Below are 17658 nucleotides of genomic sequence, written 5' to 3' on the forward strand. Positions count from 1 at the left end.
GTGAGCAAATATTCACATTGTGTGATAAGTCGCATACGCTAATAATAGCCGTTAAATATTGCCGGTAAGGGATAGACGGCCTCCGTGAAACATTGGTTCATTTTGCTGCTGTTAATCTGCTCCCCATTGCAGGCGACCGTACCGACATTACAGCAAGAGGAGTTGCCAAACTACGCCTTCGCCCCCTTTATCGGTTCGGGCATCTACGCCACCCAAAACCGTACCGTCACTGTCTTCAACATTCCACTCTCCTACAACCTGCGCTCCATAGAGGACGATGACTGGGGACTGGGGACTGGAGATCACCACGCCGCTCACTATCGGTCTATTCAACTTTGATTTCGGAGACTTCGAGATCCCTGATCTGCGGGAGCAACTGGGGACCCTGAGTTTCGTACCCGGCCTCCACTTCCATCTGCCGGTTTCAAAACAGTGGATTCTCACTCCGCTTGTCGACTTGGGAGTCGGCAAGGCCAGCAGTGGCAGCGACTTCGCCTGGATCTACTCCATCGGCATAGAAAGCCGCTACTATTTTGACTGGCGCAGTTTCGATCTCCTGCTCGGCAACCGCTTCCGCTATGCAGGGTATCAATTGCATGAAAGCGATATTTCGGATGACTATTATTCCCTTGAAACCGGTCTCGACATTTTACTTCCAAGCAACTTGAGCCACTTCGGCTGGAAAGCCAGATTCAATGCCTATGCCATGAACCAAATCTATTTCGGCGACCTGGAATTCTTCGATCCATTGGGACAATCTCAAAAGGTGGATCTGTTATGGGAAGTCGGCTTTACCGTCGATCTCTCCACGAACACCGACAACGGCATTTTCGAACTGCCCCGCATTGGGTTAGGTTATCGTTTTGGCGACGGCCTGGGGATAATACGACTGGTGCTTGGCAGGATGTTCTAAATTGCTATCAAGGAGACATTCGATGAGAGAGCCACAAAAAGTTTGCGACCAGGTCAATGCCGGGGATCTGATCTCCCTGAGCGATCAGGCCCGTCAGCAACTGAAGACCCACTGAGACAAAAGGATCCCTGTCATGTTCAAGCAATCCGCTTTCACACTGCTGGGCACAGCACTGGCCACCGGTGCAGTCTATGCACTAACCTCTGGTCTGACCTCCCCCGACCGGGGCGTTGTCTGTAACACCACGACCCAGGCCTGTTATGACAAAGAGGGCCCCAGCCTGGGCTTGACCGAGATCTATATGGGCCAACCGGCGGCTGCCGGACTGATGGAACAGATCCGTAGCTCTGTGGTGGACAAGTCGGGAAACCTGCAATTCAAGCCAGCGGAGAACATCACCTGCTTCACCCGCAAGCGCCACTGCATAGCGGACGGGAAGAGAGACAGGGCATTGACCCAGGCCCTGTTCGGCGCACTCCTGCTGCAGGATGAGTCGATTACCGGCATCACCTGGCAGTGGCAAGGCTCTCACTACAACAACGATACCGAGTCCGTGCCTGATGACCCAAGTCACTACACCCTGCAGTTGCAACCCGACGGCAAACTCAATGCCCAAGTCGACTGCAATCGCGGCGGCGGAAAACATCAGATGGAGGAGGGATACCTCACCCTCGATATTGCCTATACCACCCGAGCCTTCTGCGGCGAGGCGTCACTTGATCAGCAGTTTCTGAAAGACATCTCAACGGTTCAGGGTCACCTGCTCAGAGGAGGCAAGCTGCATCTAATGCTCAAATATGACACCGGCGCCATGACCTTCTCACTACAGCCGTAGTCAGCTTCTATGCAGAAACCTGAAGTTATCCCCTCTGTGGCAAGCAGGAGATAATATCGGAGCGGCGGGGTACCACTCCTGCAAGCTATGGGGAGTCAAACCAGAGAGGATTAATCCGTCTCTTCGGCAATATTCTCATGGCTGCCATCGCAATAGGGCGGATTGGCCGTCTGCTTACACATGCAGAGCCAGGCCTCCCCTGATTTCTCCGCACGGAACCCCAGCGGTGAGAACTCCGTTCCCTGATGCGAACCATCGCAAAACGGCTGATTTTTAGAGCGCCCGCACGCACACCACCAGTACTCTTTACCCGCCTGCAACTCCACAGAAACCGGCGCTCTTGCTGCAACTTTTCCTTTTTCCACACGCTTCACTCCCGAGAATTGATTCGTCACGTATGGCGTCATTGTAACAACGCTCAAGGCAGAAAACGTATACCTCGTATAGGGATTAGGCGCCCCGTCAATATTTCCTTTGATAAATACACGGTAATTTAGTAGGTTGGTTCACAGGGCAACAGGCTTTTGATCAAAATGATCAATTCAATAACAACGCTAAAAATAATTAAAAATCAATCAGTTACCAGCTATAACCATTGTAAATACCTTAACATTGCTTAGTGGTAAAACATCATGGGAAGGCGTTCTGATCTCGAAAAGCGCGGTTTTGATGTAAAAAATGCGATATGGTTCCGACATCGTATATTAGTTTATGCTATATTACTGAATCATGAACATGCATAACCTAAAACTGAGGACACCGAACCAGATTCTGCAGCATAGAAAGGATCTGCAGCAGGTCTATTGCGGCCAGAAGTCTTTCCTCGCACCAGGTAAATCGCAACAGATCCTGGAGGACTATCTCGACTTTTTCGAGTCTGAACTCCTGAACCAGACCCCAGAATCCAATATCAGCCAGATCCAGGAGATGCTGCTGGAACTCTCTTGCATCATTCGCTCCCGCAACACTCAACTGATTCCTGGGGAGTACAGTAATTTTCTGCAGCGGCTGATCCGCATCTATGGAGCGGGGTTTTCACAGAACCCAGGCAATGCGTTCCTCATTACTGCAGCTGACTACGCCGATGTCATAGAGGCAATCAGTAAAGAGTGTCCCAACTACGACTACAGTGAGGCACTCGGCCAACTGCTGCGTTACATGAGCCAGTTGTATAAAGTCAGAAAGAGCAGCTGGAAAACCGTCTACGAGCATATTCAGTCAATGCCCGACTCCATTACTGCCGTGCAGATGGTGAAGACAGAGTATTTTGCAGAGATCCAGCAGTGGGCAGAAGAGGGTGTCGGCAACCTGTTCCAGATCCGCAAGGATATCTATCAACGCATCGAAGAACTGGAACAGCACGCCAACGCCATAGAGAAGCAGATAGACGCTGAAGGATCAATACTGGCCACTGAACCCCCTGCCCCAAAGGTTTTCGGGCAGGCCCAGATAATCAATCTGGCAGAGAAAAGGGCGCAAAAGCGAATCGAGGCCCTCAATGTGGAACTTGCTGCAAATGCACGGGATATCCTCAGCCAGGGAGAGCTGGTCGCACTGATAGAGTCCAACATCCAGGAATTTGATGATAAGCTGCTGGAAGCCCGCCGCGCCTATTCCATCCGCCTGGTACATGCCGCCGAGCTAAACCTCTCTTAACCGAGACGGCCCAAACCCAAAGGCTTGTAATACCCGCTGCAGACGAAAAAGGTGAGATCCCTGCTACTCTCCAGAGGGCAGCTGTCCTGCGCGAGCGATAATAGACGCCTCGATCTGAGCGGCGATGGCCTTTTTACGTTGCCGGTTTTCCTCTGACCGCGTCTCTACCCAAAGACCGAAACGACCCTGCTCCAGCCTGGAGACATACACCTTCAGCGCACGCTGCCGGCGCTCACCCAGACTCGCCCCGGCCCTGCGGGTAGTCGATGATTGAACGACCAGGTGAATACGAAGACGTTCGCTTGGGTAGTCCGGGTGCTGGTACCAGTCGATATCATAACTTGTGCGCCTGAATCCGGAATGGGCCTGGGTTGTGGGCCATGAGGCGGTGAATTCCTCCACCGCAGCCAGCAGCTGGGAGTCGATCTCTTCCCCGGATTGCCGCCTGGGTTCCGGTATTTGAGCATTCCTCGCCGAACGTTCTGCCGCCCGTGCCTGTTGCTTGTTATATGACTGCCAGGCTGTCTGCCCACCGATAGCTGCGGGCAGTAGCAGTGCAACGGCAACACAGGCCCATCCGAGGCGTCCGAGCCACCGGTTGAGTAGATCAAAAGCCGTGATTTCCAGCTGCTCCCCGTCACCGCCGCCATTTGTTGACACGCTTTCTTTTTCGTCATGTGATCCGGTGAGGCGATCCCGCAGCTCCACCAGGTCTCCCCAGAGATCGCCAGCGGCAGCCAGTGCGGCACGAACAGCAAAGATGACCACACCCAGTCCAAGCAGGGCCAGACTGGCAAGCAGCATACGGTTATCCACCTCAAGATCCACCGGCTGGCCCAGCGCCAGCAACCAAACCAGGCTCAACTGCTCTCCCAAGACTTGCAGAGCCTCCCGGACTGCCTGGTAGTTTGCCAGCACGGAATAGAGCAACAGACAAAGGCTGATCAGCGCCAGCCAGCCGGTATGCCTTTTACTTAGTGGCGCCAGCCACTGCCAAAGCCGGGTCACCAGCAGGCTAACACCTGTGATAGTTACAAAAAGTGCGCACAGCCAAAGGAGATCGAGCGGCGCCTCAAGCGGCCACAACTGGAGCAGGACGATCAACACCAATAACAGATAAAAGGCCCAGGCGTTCGACCACCAGGGGACGGTGCGATGTTCGAGTAGCGCTCGGATCTGTATCCCCACGCTACCAAAGCCGAACACATACAGAGGAGTGCTCAGCGAGATATAAGGTCTGAATTGTGGCAGCTCGAAACCAGCCCGCAAGCCGCCTTCCAAGCCCCACATAACCACAACGCCAGCCAGCAGTGCCACCAGCCCAGGGTAACCCAGATACCGACCGGCAATAAGCGCCGCCAGCGGTATGGCCTCCGCCGCTCCAAACCAGCGCCAGTAGGTTGGCAACTTCCAGAACCTGCGGTAATCGGGGTCGACCACAGCATTTACCAGCCAGAGATTCAACTCGCGCCCCAGACCCAGCAGCAGCAGCCCCAGCAGCACGGCGGCGAGACCCGGATACAGGGTCTGTTTTTTCGTTGCAGGCTGTGCCCCACGAAGAGTTCGCCCCAATAGCAGGTAGCCGGTGGCAGCCAGGAGCTCTGCCGGCGTATCCAGGATGAAGGCCAGCTTCAAATACTTCAGCTCGGTCAATCCCAGCAAGGGCAGATCGGCCCGGATGGCACCCAGCCATACTGCGGCGTCGCGCGGTAGCTGAAGCCCCTCCAGCAGTACGCCAAACAGGGTAACCCCGATCAGCGATCCCAGAGCCACACCCAGGGAGACGCGGGAGAGCCCCAGCGAGAACACAAACAGATAGAGTAATGCCCGAAAGTGCAACACCGCCTGCAGCTTGATGCCGCCACTGTATCGCTCACCCCACAGCCCCAGGCTGAGAGCCAGCAATCCCAGGATCAGGGGCAACGCCCAAGCCGGGAGGGTACTGCTGGTCAAACGCAGCAGCGGTTCTGGTCTGCCCGTTAACCAGGCGAGATACAGGGCTGCAAGATAGATATCCGGGTGTGCCGGCAGGATGAAGAAATCGTATGAGAAGTATAATGGCAGTCCAAGACCGCCGAGCGCCACTACAGCCAACCCCATCCTGCCGTACCGCTGGCCCAGCCACAGAGCCAAAGGCAGGATCAGCCAGGGTGCCGACAATTTCACCATGTCAGCCAGCTGAACATGGCAGGATAGCAACAAGATTAATGGCAACCAGGCCCAGGCCCACAACCCGTCTCTCGCCCGATCAGTTCCATGTTCGCTTGGCAAGTTGCATCCCTCCCCTGATTGTTGGTGCAAAAACCAAACCTGCCTCCCTTAGAATAGCGCTTAAATATACTTAGGGAACCACCCTTGATCGAAACGGGTCAAAATCCCAAGGGCCTGCTAAAATACCCGCTTGAGACGAAAGGAGAGCTCGTATGAAAAAGTTGGTTTTCACCCTATTGATACTATTTTTTTCGGCGCCCTTGGTTGCCGATGAAATCCAGTCAACGATCGGGAAGTTCAAAAAAGCCCCGGATACCCACTCTTTCTTCAAGAACGCCTATGGTTATGCGGTTTTTCCCACCATCGGTAAAGGGGGAATCGGCATTGGAGCCGCGCATGGAAAGGGGAAGGTATTTCGTAAAGGAACCTATACCGGCAATTCCAGCATGACTCAGATCAGCATCGGTTTTCAGCTGGGTGGGCAGGCATTCAGCCAGATCATTTTTCTACAGGATAAACGGGCCTACGATGAATTTACCGGCGGTAGTTTTGAGTTCAGCGCCCAGGCCTCTGCGGTCGCGCTTACTGCGGGAGCCAATGCACAAACCAGTACCGCAGGAAATGCGGCGGGAGCAGGCGAGACCAAACAGATAGCAAGCTATGTGGGTGGCATGGCTACGTTCACCATGGCCAAAGGCGGCCTGATGTATGAAGCCGCCATTGGTGGGCAGAAATTTAATTTCAAACCCAAATAGATGGCGCGGCGGACGCTGAAATCCTCAACCAGGCATAGGGATGGGATGGATTCGCAGGAAACTGGCAGTATTCAGCAAGCAGCGAGAAACACAGACACCATTGCCAGCAACAAAAGCAGGGTGCTTGCAAAGGTCCAGCGTTGCAAAGAACGTTCGATATTATCCAAAGTTCTTTGCCTGGCACAGATCTGCCGGAGACAGCCCACTTTAGCCAGCCATGAAGAACGCAATCCCGGCAAGATATCCAACCCTATTTTCGCCCCCCAGCGCACGACAGTCCCAGGCCAGCGTTCAAACCACGGGATTGAGTCGTCCGTCTGCATCGCAGGCGTGGCAGGATACTCGCGCCTCGCCTGCAGCCACCCGATGGTGGCGGCCAGAACCGCTAATCCAAATCCCAGAGAGACAATGTAAAAATGTGCCAAGCTCTTGTACTCTGCCCATGCTGCAGGATCGGCCAGCCCAGCCCCCAGGGCGGTGACAAACAATCCTGTGGTTATGATTGCGGCATAGGCGGGTAACAGCTTCAACTGCGCCCGGATCAGCCCGGTTAGAATGGCATAGAGCATGGCGGCCACGCCTATACTCTGGATGATTAAGCCCAGCTTAGGTGAGGTGATTTCGCCAAGGGGCAACCACCGCACCATTCCGAACAGAGCCATGGCAACCGGAACACCGCCCAGCAGCAGGGCCACCGTCGGCCGGGCAGAACGAAACGCCAGCGGTAACCAAAAATGCAACGGCCAGACACCTGCCTTGGCCGCAAAGGCGAAGACAACCATCGACAGATACAGACCCAGGGAAGATGACTGTGCCATTGCATGGTGCACTGCTTCAAAACCCAAATCCCCGGTCGTTGCCGCCGTGATCAACAGAACCTCAAATAACGCCAGATCAGCCAGGATCAGGAGACCAAGATAGGCGCGTCCAGCCCGCCGCGCCCCTGCGTTTCCTGTCGTCACCAACAGACCATAAAATCCGTAACCCATCAGCGTCGAAAAGGCAAAAAAACCGACCAACCCGGTCGCAATAATCGTCCCCAGATTTCCCGCCATGGTCAGCAGAAAAAATGTGGCGAGGCGATTGTCCGCTGATCGACTGGTGGGTAGCCGCAACAGGGTCGCTACGGCCGCCCAAAGTACCACTGACATCGCTAACAATAATCGGGATGCCCCACCAACACCCAGCCCGGTGCCAAACAGCAGCCAGGGCACCTCAATAGAAAAGACCGCAGGGGTGAGCAACAGAATAACGGCTGGCAAGATGGCCAGATGACAGGGCCAGGACAGGCGTGAGTGCAGGGCTGGAAGCGCCAGCAACAGTGGTACCCCCGGTACCGACAGCAACAAAAATAGACTCAGGGTGGTATTCACGGCATGTATTCCTGTGCCGTGATAAAACGCGCCCATTGCAGCGGACTGAATGGTGCCGATGCCAGCAATCCCGCAGCCAATGTCAGCAGGGCGGTCACTACCGGGGGCGCCAGTAGCAGCCAGAACGTTTCACGCCGCCCCCAGGTGCGCTCGGCGGGCCAGGCATCAGGAGGCGCCTTGAACCAAGCGGCGTACAGAATAGGCAGGAAATATCCCGCGTTGAGCAGGCTGCTGCCAGCCAGGACGAAAACCACCCAGCCCTGTCCGGCGGCCAGCGCTCCCAGTCCCAGGTACCACTTGCTGATAAATCCAGCCAATGGCGGAACACCGATCATACCGAGGGCGCCGATAGTGAACGCTGCCATAGTCCAGGGCATGCGCCTCCCAACGCCGTTCATTTCACTGATTTTGTGAATCCCTAAAGTCTCGGCGAGGTTGCCGGCACAGAAAAACAGGGTGATCTTCATCACGCCCTGGTGCACCAGATGGACCAGGCCGCCGATGGTCGCGGCCGGGCCGACGATCGCAATGCCAAGGATGATATAGGAGACCTGGCTGATCGTGGAGAATGCCAGCCGGCGTTTCAGATCATCCTGGAATAGTGCCCGTAGAGAGCCGTAGATGATGGTCACAGCTGCCACTGCGGCAAGCGGCCCCGTAACACCGAGATTTGCCGCGACCTCAACGCCAAAAACATCGTCGACCACCCGCACGATGCCAAAGGCGCCCGCTTTCACCACCGCCACTGCATGCAACAATGCGCTCACCGGGGCCGGCGCCACCATCGCCTGCGGCAGCCAACCGTGCAAGGGTACCAGTGCTGCCTTGACACCCAGTCCGGCTATCAGCAATACAAAGATGACAATGAGTGCTGCCCGATGCGTGTCGACCAGCTCCGCGACGAATCCACGGTGGGTAAATTCCAGCGAACCTGCCAAGCTATAAATCCACACTGTGCCCACCAGCAACAAGGCACCACCTGCGATGGTATAGGTAAGATAGGTGCGCCCGGCCTGGCGCGCCACCTCGGTTCCCCGGTGCACGATCAGCGGGTAAGTGGCCAGGGTCAGCAGTTCATAAAACAGCAGAAAGGTTATCAAGTTGCCGGCCAATGCCACACCGATCGTTGCGGTCACACACAGGCTGAAGAAACCGAAAAAGCGGCTGCGATGGGGTGAGCCCTCCAGATAACCAATGGCGTAGATGGTAGTCACCAGCCAGAGCACGGAGGAAAGTGTGACGAACAGAACCGCCTCTGCATCGGCGCGTAACACCAGGTCCAGCCCGGGCAATAGGGGCAGGCGGGTCTCGTAATGGTGTCCATGAAAAACACCCCAGACCATCACCCCAACCAGCACCAGTTTGAGTAACGCGCCACCCAGGTTCAAGGTGGTACGGGTTGCAACCCGCTCCTCGGGCAGAAAAAAAATCACCAGCCCGGGTAACAGGGAACTGGAGAGGATGAGCAGCGGCAACCCGGCATCCCAGTTCATCCGGCGCTCTCCCTACCAAATGGCAAACCGATCTCCATCAGCGCCAGCGGCCAGGGCGCGAACAGACCCAACAGGATCGCCCCCAGCGCCAGTGCCAGCGCGACCCACTCCATAATAATGGGCACCGTCCTCGTTTCATGGAGCACCCCGGCCTGGGTAAACGCATAGCCAATCACTTTAAAGACGTAGGCGGCAGCCAGCAGCCCGCCCAGGATCAGGATGACCACCCACCACCATTGACCGGCGCGCAGCGAGGCATCAAGCAACAACCACTTGCCGATAAATCCGCCACTGGGCGGCAGACCTATGATGCTGATGCCCGCTAACGCAAACGCAGTCACAGTCAGGGGCAGGCGATGCGCTACCCGATCAAGGTCTGCGATACGGTCATGCCCGCCGAAACGCATGATGTTACCAGCCGCCATGAACATGGCCGCCTTAGCCAGGGCGTGGGACAGCAGCAGATAAAGAGTCCCCTTCCAGGCGGTAGCGGTTCCCAGCGGAAAAGCCAGAAAAAAATAGCCCAGTTGCGCCACGGTGGAATAGGCAATCAGTAGTTTAAGCCGTGTCTGGCGCAGCGCCTGAATCCCGCCCCAGAGGACAGCAGCCGCGCCGAGCAGACCCAGCAGTTGTCCGAGTGCCGCGCTGCCCAGCGGGAAGACCTCCAGCCACAGACGCAGCAGAATATAAAATGACGCCTTCACGACCAGTGCCGACAATAGCGCGCTCACCGGCGCCGGAGCACTGGCATGGGCTGGCGGCAACCAGAAGTGCAGCGGAAACAGCGCAGTCTTCAGCAACAGGCCTGCACTCATCAATCCCACGGCTGCCCACACTGGGGGCGACGGTTCCATCCGTTGCGCCAGTATCGCGATGTCGACGCTGCCAAAACTGTGATAGAGCAACGCAACGCCCAACAGGTAGAACAACGATCCCAGCAGACTGACCAGCAGGTACCGCATGGCCGATGTCAAGGCATCCGCACCACCGGCCAATGCCACCAGCGCCACCGCCGCCAATCCCAGCAATTCCAGTGTGACGTAGAGATTGAAGATATCTGCGGAGAGAAACAGGGCATTCAACGCGGCCCACAGGAACAACCACAGCGGCCAAAAGAGAGCGGAGGGTTTGCGTTCGAAATAGCCGGTGGAATAGACGCTGATGCCCAGCCCTACCCCCGCCGTTACCATCAGCATCAGCAGACTCAGACCATCTGCGTACAGATCAATACCTAATGGCGCGCCCCAGCCACCGACCGCGTAGCGTTGCGCACCCAGCACCACTACTTGCCAGCCCAGTCCAGCCACGCAAGTGACAACACCGATCGCGGTAACCAGACCCAGCAGCACACTGCGCCGCGGCCATAAAAAACAGACCAAAGCCCCGACCAGCGGCAGTAAAATGGCCATCACACCCCAGGGCGTGTTTACCACCGATGTTCCCAACAACACTATTTCAACCGCTCTTCAGGGAGCCGGGGCCGACCTGTCTCCGCTCTCACCCGCAGCATCAATGCAAGCGCCAGGGCTGTGGCGGAGACAGCAACCACGATACCGGTAATCACCATGGCGTGCGGCACCGGGTCTGGTATCGCCCCCGGTGTACGCCCGCCTAAAGCCACCAGTAGCAGGAATACCCCACTGCCCATCACATTGATGGCCAGGATCTTGCGCAGCAAATGCGCGCACACGATCAAGGTATACAGACCCAGGGTAAACAGCCCCACCCCGACCAGCGCATAGAGGAAAACATGACTCACCGCTGCGGCCTCTCCTCTGGTCGACCCCCCAGGAACAGGGCAGCCAACGTAATGCCGATAGACAAGGTCGCCGCCGCTTCGATCAGCAGTATCAACGCTGCGGCGAATGGGGGGGGATATTCCAGCAGTCGCCTCCCCACCAGTATTAACACCAGGCCTACCGCAACGAACGCCCCGAGGCCCATCACCAGGGTAATGCGTAATGGCAGCCCCGAAAACCTTGCGCCTGGACGCCAACCGACCAACAACAACAGTACCCCCGCCGCCCCCAGCACCGCACCGGCCTGAAAGGCACCGCCTGGCGCGCGGGCGCCCACCCACAGCAGATAACCAGCGACCAGGATAAGTAATGGAACCAGCAGGCGTGACAACATATCCAGCACCGGCCCCGGGGATGCCTCGCTCTGTTCCGGCGCACTACTGAGTGACCAGACTCCAAGCAGGGCCAGCAACAGCACGCCCATTTCCAGCAAGGTGTCGTAACCACGGAAGTTAAGCAGCACGGCGGTCACCGGGTTGCGCGCACCGCTGGTTTCGATGTTTTCCGTCACGAAGTCGCTCAAACCGGGAGTCTGCGTAGGAAGGGACAACACCGCATAGCCCAATCCCACTGCCAGAAGTGACAGGAGCGCCACCAGCAGCCAACGAAACAGCGTCTGTTTTTCAACAACCCTGGTCATGGACTTCAGATTCGTTGTCTTTTTTATGGAGTTTCTTTGTTTCATTCTTTGATTCGAGCCTTGCCAGTGCAGCCAGCAACAGGGCGCCGGTCAGACCCGCACCGATGGCCGCCTCGGCCAGGGCGATATCCGGCGCATCGAGCCGTACCCAGGCCAGGGCCATCAGCAGCCCAAAGGCGATGAACAGCACAATAGACCGGAACAGATCCGGACTCGCCAGCGCCCGCCAGGCCAGCCATAACAGAGCTAATCCCAGCACGGCATCGAACGCCGATTGCAATAGTGTCACCGCTTCCACAGCTTGATGCCTCTTTGCCGCGCCGCTGCGGCCACCAGATGGGCGACACTGGCGCTGGCAAGCAACACCAATAACCAGATCAGCAGCAACTTGCCCACCACAGCCCAGGACTCGGCCTGCAAGGCGAGCCCAGCCACTACCAATCCCAGACCGACGTTATCGGCCTTGGTCAACGCATGCAGGCGGGTATAGACATCAGGAAAGCGCAATAGACCGACTGTACCCGCCAGAAAGAATACCGCCCCGGCAAGCAACAGAAACATAGTGAGGTACTCAGTCATCCGCATCGCCACCTTCCCGGGCAGCCCAGGCGCGCCGCACGAAAGCAACGGCGGTTAGCGCTGCCAGCAGTGCAAACACCAGCGCCACATCACGTAGCGGTGGCTGATCAAACGCCTGCGCCAGCAGCAGCACACAAGCTACTGCAGTCGTGCCGAACAACTGCGCCGCGAGCATGCGGTCTGCCGCTGTCGGCCCGCGCAGAACACGCCACAGCCCCGCCACCAGCGTCAACAGGAGGAATAGCGCCATACCCATGTATAGTGTATCCATTCGCGATCAATGCTCTAACACAGCCTTCATCGCTGGATCGACGACAAGAAGTAGGTTCCTGGAACGTTTCAGCACCCTCACACTGGTTTCTTCACACCAACGCAAGTCCAAACACGCCGGCCACCTGCTTTTCCACCACGCTCAAATCCTCGGCAAAGGTACTGGTCTCGTAGAGCACATGGATACGCAGGCACTCTTCATCCAGCTCGGCACTCAAGGTGCCGGGCAGCAAACTCACGATATTCGCCATGAACACCCGCGGCAGGCCCGGCGGCAACCGCCATCGGTGCTCATACATGTCTGGCGAGATTGGCAGTCGGGGATGCAATGCTCGCCTGGCTACATCCGCTCCTCCGTAGAGGGAGCGCCAGAAAAAGAATGGGACAAAACGAGCGATCCCGATCAAGGACCAGGAAAAAGGAGGCAGTAGCGCCAAGCTGGCCAACGTCGCAAACAGTACCACCGGCACGCCAACCAACCATGAATCCGCTGCACCATCAGTGAGTATCCACCACAGCAGGGCAAACAAAGCAGCCCGAAACCACCCGGTCCGCAAATGAATCATCACCGAATCACGAGGTAAAAACTCTAAACGCTGCCTTCGATCATCTGAATGCATAATCATTCCAAAATGATCAATAAAGGGCTTTCATTCATTCGTCAGCTTCCCTATAACCAGAGTCCGGTCAGAAACACCTATGGAGCAAAAAATGGAACGCGTACTCTCGATCCGCTCCACGATAGTAGAAATTGAGCACACCTCCAAGTCGTTCGCAGCATAGTCCAGAAAACGACTTGCAGGATACTGACAGTATTCAGCGGAATGATTTTTTCGAAAGTACAGATGAGAGTGAAGAACCAACTTGCGGCACAGCCTTTCCACGTCGAAACCCGCTTTACTCCCGTTTGAGAAAATACTCAACAATCAAACCAACAGGCAATTCAGCCTCGGTGATAAATACCTCGCAGTGTCCTGTACGCTCCATCAGATAATCAAGAAAAACCAATCCTGGCAATATTTTTTCTGCTTTTGGCAGAGACGATTTCAACCTATCGTACTGAGCCGGAGAAAGACCCTGGAGCTCGGACATTCTATCATTCAGGGCGTTTCTGGTAAGCTTTCTATTATTGCACCCAGGCATTTTCTCTCCGATAACAAATGAGGTAATGGTGTTTGCGGCCAGGGCGATAATTCGATCCGTGTTTTCCGGTAATTCCTTGAAGTTACCGTCGAGAAACCTACTGAAATTTTCTTGTGTTTCGTCCAGCGTGGAAGCCCGTTCTACAAAACTCTCATAGGCGAGTTCGTAACCAACAGGAATGGAGCGTGATTGAACTTTATCGTCGTTCCACCAGGCGATCTGAATACTCTTACTGCCGGAATCACTAACGAGCTTATTGGGTGCACCGCCAGTGGCGGCAAGATAACCCACCTCACCTTCTCTTTCACCTTCAGCAACTTCTATGGCTATGCCGATTTCACCGGCCAGATCGATAATCTGCTGGTGGTTTCTGGCGTTCCTTATGGCGCTGGTGGCAATAGCAAGAACTGTCTGCGCGCCTCTGTCCCTACAATAGCTCACAAATTGAGAGAGTGTATCCTCTATCTGCCTGAATTTTCTCCGGCCGATCATCCCGTGGTTTTCCGTAACCTCTTTTCCAATCTCCAGCTGTTCTTTCCTGATCAGTTCTGTCGTGACTCTACCGTTAACTTTCTGCCCAAAGACAAACTTGAAGTTCTTGCTTCCCATGTCAATTGCACCAACCATACTTGATCCTTCTTTGCTACGGGGTAGTTGAGTAATGGTGCTTTCACTGATCATAGGTGATTGGAGCTGATAAGAAGGTTAGAGATGCGTTTAGATTATCCAAGATTCAGGCGTCATGGGCACCAAAATCTGGAGTCAGAGTAAAAGCCAATGCAATCTAATCTGCATCTGGTTTGGCCGTTCTCTCCAGTTTAGACTAAACCAGAGGTTCTCGTTTTTGTCGAAACCGGCCTGCAGCGAGTCCTTAACCGAAGAACCTTGCGCTACCAGGACCAAGAGTCAGTTGCCGACACTTTGCTGCCGCTCATGCAATCAGTGGTAACAAAATATTTCATACAGGCTATTTTCTGGGGTTTATCCATTTTGCCATCGTAATGAACATCAAATCAGGATTAACCGGCTTGGCAATATGGTCATTCATACCGACCGCCAAGACCTTCTCCCTGTCCCCTTTCATCGCATTAGCCGTCAAAGCAATAATAGGCAAATCCTTGAATTTCTTCTGCTCTCGTATTTGGCGGGTCGCTTCATACCCATCCATGACCGGCATCTGGCAATCCATTAGAACACCATCGAAATCCTCCTTGGCCAATAACTCCAGCGCTTCCTGTCCATCGAACGCCGTTTCAACTCTAATTCCACTCATGGCAAGGATGTCCAGCACGATTTCCCGGTTTATTTCGTTGTCCTCAACCAACAGAACCTTGGCACCCCGCAAGCGTACCGTGGCTTGGTCGACATCCATCTCATTTTGATTGGCCAATGCCCTGTTTTGCGAAGACTCACTCTGTTGAGTCTTCAGGCTAACTGTAAATCTGAAGATGCTGCCGACGTCTTGTTCACTTTCCACCGCTATTTCGCCATTCATCAACTGGACGATCTTCTTGGAAATGATTAAGCCGAGGCCAGTACCTCCATACTTACGGGTTGTCGAACTGTCAGCCTGACCAAAGGGTTGAAACAGTCCTTGCAGCTGTTCCTGGGACATGCCGATACCAGTGTCCTTTATGGCAAACTGTAATACGACTTCATGGTCACTCTCTTCTTTCAAGGCAACCTTCAACGAAACACTATCGCCCGCATCGCTGAACTTCACTGCATTATCACCCAGGTTGATAAGAACCTGGCTTAAACGTAATGAGTCTCCACTCAGCGCCATAGGAACTTCCCGATCAATTCGGACCGAAAGCCGAATACTCTTTTCCTCGGCCTTGAACCGCAGCAGATTAACAAAGTTATCGATGACATCCTTGAGATAAAAATCGACTTCTTCAAAATTTAGCTTGCCCGCCTCGATCTTGGAAAAATCAAGGATGTCATTTAGGATCCCAAGCAGGTTTTCAGCTGAGCGGTGAGCCTTGCCTATATAATTCCGTTGCTTATTGTCCAGCTCAGTTTTCAATGCAAGATGTGTCATGCCGATGATGCCATTCATCGGCGTACGAATTTCGTGGCTCATGTTGGCCAAGAAGTCACTTTTCGAACGATTTGCTGACTCAGCGGCCTCTTTTGCTTCTGCCAGCGTCTGCTCAGACGTCTTGCGTTCAGTAATGTCTTGAACAGTGCCTTCAGACCGAATAATCTCACCTGAGTTGTTACGGTGATATTCGCACCGCTCCTGGATCCATCGAATATCATCATCGAATGACTTCCGGACAATCCTGTATTCAAAGATATGAAGGACTCCTTTTTTCATAGAGTTCTCGCGCTGTTCCACAACATAATCGCGATCATCAGGATGAACAGTGTCCAGGTACAGTTCGTACTCCAAGTCGAACTTCTCCGGATCGACACCGAAAATACGAAAAGCCTCTTCCGACCAATGCAGTTTGCCGGTGGTTAAATCGTGGCTCCAGTTTCCAGTATGGGATATCCGCTGAGCCTCAGCCAATTTCTGCGCATAGATATCGGCTTCCCTCTCTGCAAATTCAGCTGCCACAACGCGGCCTTGTAGTTCCCGGCTTAGTTGCCTGTAATTGGTGACGTCCTGACTTGTCCCGCGATAGCCTGAAAAAACACCATCTGTGAAATATGGCTTTGCCGTCACATTGAATTGAAGGGCCTGCCCAAGGAAGTTCTCTATCTTGCAAAGAACCTTTTTGACGGGTTGTCGGGTTTCAATATTTTTCAGGAAGGTATCGAGGTCAGGTTGGTCGGAATCGGGGTCGGGTGAAATCAGCTCATGAATCTGTTTGCCGATATAGTCATTTGGATTGATGCCGGTTATATCTTTCATCCGGAATGAGATGTCAGTGAAACGCAATTGTGAATCCGTTTCCCACAACCAGTCGGATGCAGTTTCCCTGAAATCGGCAAGTTTATTTTTTGTTATATTCCAACCTTTTCGGGCAAGCCTGCTGCCGGCGACCCCCCATGATGCAAACGCCGATACAAGAACCAACAAAATGATAATGACAATGCTTTCGCGATGGCTCTTGAGAATGGCGCGGTAGACTGATGCCAGGTTTATTTGAGAAGCGATTGTTAAATGATTATCACCGACAACCACATTTCTGAAGGTAAACAGGTACTGATCACTCTCTATTTGACCTTTTGAAGTCGAGGCAACGTACTTAAATACCTTGGGAAAGTCTGTAGGGAACAAAGCTTCTTTATCAAACATAAACCCCCATTCCGCCTCTTCTGCAGGACCGATTAAATAGTGGCCGTTTTGGTCAAGAAGCAGTGGAAACTCAGATGATGTGGCAGGTATCATTTCGCGGATTGTCTTCAGCAGATAATGACCGCGATAATTCATCACCAATACGCCAATTTTGCTGCCGGAAGGGGAAAAAACAGGTGCAGACACTCGCAAAGTCGGTTTATAAGGTCGCTCGATTGCGCCTTTTTCCATATTGAGGTCGAATTGTGAAATGAAGTGCTGACCCAACCTCTTGGCCACTGCCTCCTTGAAGTAGTAACGACTGGATTTATCCTGGAGTTGCGCTTTGGAAACACTGATGGGTGCGCCGTCATTGTAATTGACGCGGACAACCTCTCTGCCATCGATATCCAATATTCGGATCTGATCGAAAACCTTTTTTTCTCGTGCAAAAATCTGGAGTTTATTTGACAGACTTATCCTGGCTTCAGGTACCTTCATTTCCAAGGCATCTTCTAGATCCTGATCCTTGGATAGAATGCGAAGATCGCTGATCACATCCCCAAGCTCTTCTCTGAAAAACTCCGCCGCCAGTCTGACGTTGCTTTTGGCGGAAGTATTCAATTCAACAACAGATACTTGTGCCTGGCTAAATAAAACACCAAGTGCCAACAACAAAATCACCACTACAGCAGGGAAAAATAGCTTTAGGGCTATTTTCAGCTGTTCTTTTGTAGAGACCTTGGGCATTTTCCTCACCCC

General features: G+C 54.1%; 18 protein-coding genes. 5 read left to right on the plus strand and 13 right to left on the minus strand.

The window, feature by feature from the left end:
• Positions 1–84: 84 nt before the first annotated feature.
• From G9Q73_RS02540 to G9Q73_RS02550, 3 genes are all read left to right on the plus strand, one after another.
• Positions 85–339 carry a hypothetical protein gene (locus G9Q73_RS02540; protein ID WP_177418356.1) on the plus strand — a complete coding sequence of 85 codons (255 nt, stop codon included), beginning with the start codon at positions 85–87 and terminating at the stop codon, positions 337–339.
• A complete protein-coding gene (locus G9Q73_RS02545) occupies positions 278–913 on the plus strand; it encodes an AsmA family protein (protein WP_177418358.1) in 636 nt (211 codons plus the stop codon). The genes G9Q73_RS02540 and G9Q73_RS02545 overlap by 62 nt, the downstream gene beginning before the upstream one ends.
• Positions 914–1046: 133 nt before the next feature.
• Positions 1047–1748, plus strand: a complete 702-nt coding sequence (locus G9Q73_RS02550; RefSeq protein ID WP_177418362.1) for a YcgJ family protein — start codon at positions 1047–1049, stop codon at positions 1746–1748.
• A 110-nt stretch (positions 1749–1858) separates the two neighbouring features.
• Here the strand turns inward: G9Q73_RS02550 and G9Q73_RS02555 are convergent, their stop codons facing one another.
• Entirely contained in the window at positions 1859–2113 is a 255-nt protein-coding gene (locus G9Q73_RS02555) for a CDGSH iron-sulfur domain-containing protein (protein WP_369408813.1), read from the minus strand.
• Positions 2114–2483: 370 nt separating this feature from the next.
• Here G9Q73_RS02555 and G9Q73_RS02560 point away from each other — a divergent pair, with 370 nt between their 5' ends.
• On the plus strand, positions 2484–3404 hold the full coding sequence (locus tag G9Q73_RS02560) for a hypothetical protein (RefSeq protein WP_177418364.1): 921 nt from the start codon (positions 2484–2486) through the stop codon (positions 3402–3404).
• A 63-nt stretch (positions 3405–3467) separates the two neighbouring features.
• On the opposite strand, the gene G9Q73_RS02565 is transcribed toward G9Q73_RS02560, so the two are convergent.
• Positions 3468–5573 (minus strand): hypothetical protein, encoded by a 2106-nt coding sequence (locus G9Q73_RS02565; protein WP_177418366.1) that lies wholly within the window; start codon positions 5571–5573, stop codon positions 3468–3470.
• A gap of 254 nt (positions 5574–5827) precedes the next feature.
• Between G9Q73_RS02565 and G9Q73_RS02570 the strand changes: the two genes are divergently transcribed.
• The gene (locus tag G9Q73_RS02570) at positions 5828–6370 is read left to right on the plus strand and encodes a YSC84-related protein (protein WP_177418367.1); all 543 of its coding nucleotides are present in this window, start codon (positions 5828–5830) and stop codon (positions 6368–6370) included.
• A gap of 71 nt (positions 6371–6441) precedes the next feature.
• Here G9Q73_RS02570 and G9Q73_RS02575 read toward each other — a convergent pair whose 3' ends face one another.
• The 11 genes from G9Q73_RS02575 to G9Q73_RS02625 form a co-directional block, all read right to left on the minus strand.
• Positions 6442–7743 carry a proton-conducting transporter transmembrane domain-containing protein gene (locus G9Q73_RS02575; RefSeq protein WP_177418369.1) on the minus strand — a complete coding sequence of 434 codons (1302 nt, stop codon included), beginning with the start codon at positions 7741–7743 and terminating at the stop codon, positions 6442–6444.
• Entirely contained in the window at positions 7740–9236 is a 1497-nt protein-coding gene (locus G9Q73_RS02580) for a complex I subunit 5 family protein (RefSeq protein ID WP_177418371.1), read from the minus strand. Before G9Q73_RS02580 ends, G9Q73_RS02575 begins: the two co-directional genes overlap by 4 nt.
• A complete protein-coding gene (locus G9Q73_RS02585; protein ID WP_369408815.1) occupies positions 9233–10669 on the minus strand; it encodes a complex I subunit 5 family protein in 1437 nt (478 codons plus the stop codon). The genes G9Q73_RS02580 and G9Q73_RS02585 overlap by 4 nt, the downstream gene beginning before the upstream one ends.
• A gap of 17 nt (positions 10670–10686) precedes the next feature.
• Positions 10687–10995, minus strand: a complete 309-nt coding sequence (locus tag G9Q73_RS02590; protein WP_177418372.1) for an NADH-quinone oxidoreductase subunit K — start codon at positions 10993–10995, stop codon at positions 10687–10689.
• Positions 10992–11675, minus strand: coding sequence for a hydrogen gas-evolving membrane-bound hydrogenase subunit E (gene mbhE / locus G9Q73_RS02595; protein ID WP_177418374.1), 684 nt, complete (start codon positions 11673–11675; stop codon positions 10992–10994). The genes G9Q73_RS02590 and mbhE overlap by 4 nt, the downstream gene beginning before the upstream one ends.
• On the minus strand, positions 11659–11964 hold the full coding sequence (locus G9Q73_RS02600) for a Na(+)/H(+) antiporter subunit B (protein ID WP_369408816.1): 306 nt from the start codon (positions 11962–11964) through the stop codon (positions 11659–11661). The genes mbhE and G9Q73_RS02600 overlap by 17 nt, the downstream gene beginning before the upstream one ends.
• On the minus strand, positions 11961–12254 hold the full coding sequence (mnhG, locus tag G9Q73_RS02605) for a monovalent cation/H(+) antiporter subunit G (protein WP_177418378.1): 294 nt from the start codon (positions 12252–12254) through the stop codon (positions 11961–11963). The genes G9Q73_RS02600 and mnhG overlap by 4 nt, the downstream gene beginning before the upstream one ends.
• Positions 12247–12525, minus strand: a complete 279-nt coding sequence (locus G9Q73_RS02610; RefSeq protein ID WP_177418379.1) for an MrpF/PhaF family protein — start codon at positions 12523–12525, stop codon at positions 12247–12249. Before G9Q73_RS02610 ends, mnhG begins: the two co-directional genes overlap by 8 nt.
• Positions 12526–12616: 91 nt before the next feature.
• The gene (locus G9Q73_RS02615; RefSeq protein ID WP_177418381.1) at positions 12617–13144 is read right to left on the minus strand and encodes a Na+/H+ antiporter subunit E; all 528 of its coding nucleotides are present in this window, start codon (positions 13142–13144) and stop codon (positions 12617–12619) included.
• A 277-nt stretch (positions 13145–13421) separates the two neighbouring features.
• Complete coding sequence (locus tag G9Q73_RS02620) at positions 13422–14294, minus strand: Ppx/GppA phosphatase family protein (RefSeq protein ID WP_177418383.1); 873 nt, start codon at positions 14292–14294, stop codon at positions 13422–13424.
• A gap of 340 nt (positions 14295–14634) precedes the next feature.
• Positions 14635–17646: a response regulator gene (locus tag G9Q73_RS02625; protein ID WP_177418384.1), complete on the minus strand. Its 3012-nt coding sequence runs from the start codon at positions 17644–17646 to the stop codon at positions 14635–14637.
• Between the last annotated feature and the right edge of the window lie 12 nt (positions 17647–17658).

The organism is endosymbiont of Lamellibrachia barhami (assembly GCF_011947365.2).
Lineage (GTDB): Bacteria > Pseudomonadota > Gammaproteobacteria > Chromatiales > Chromatiaceae > QGON01.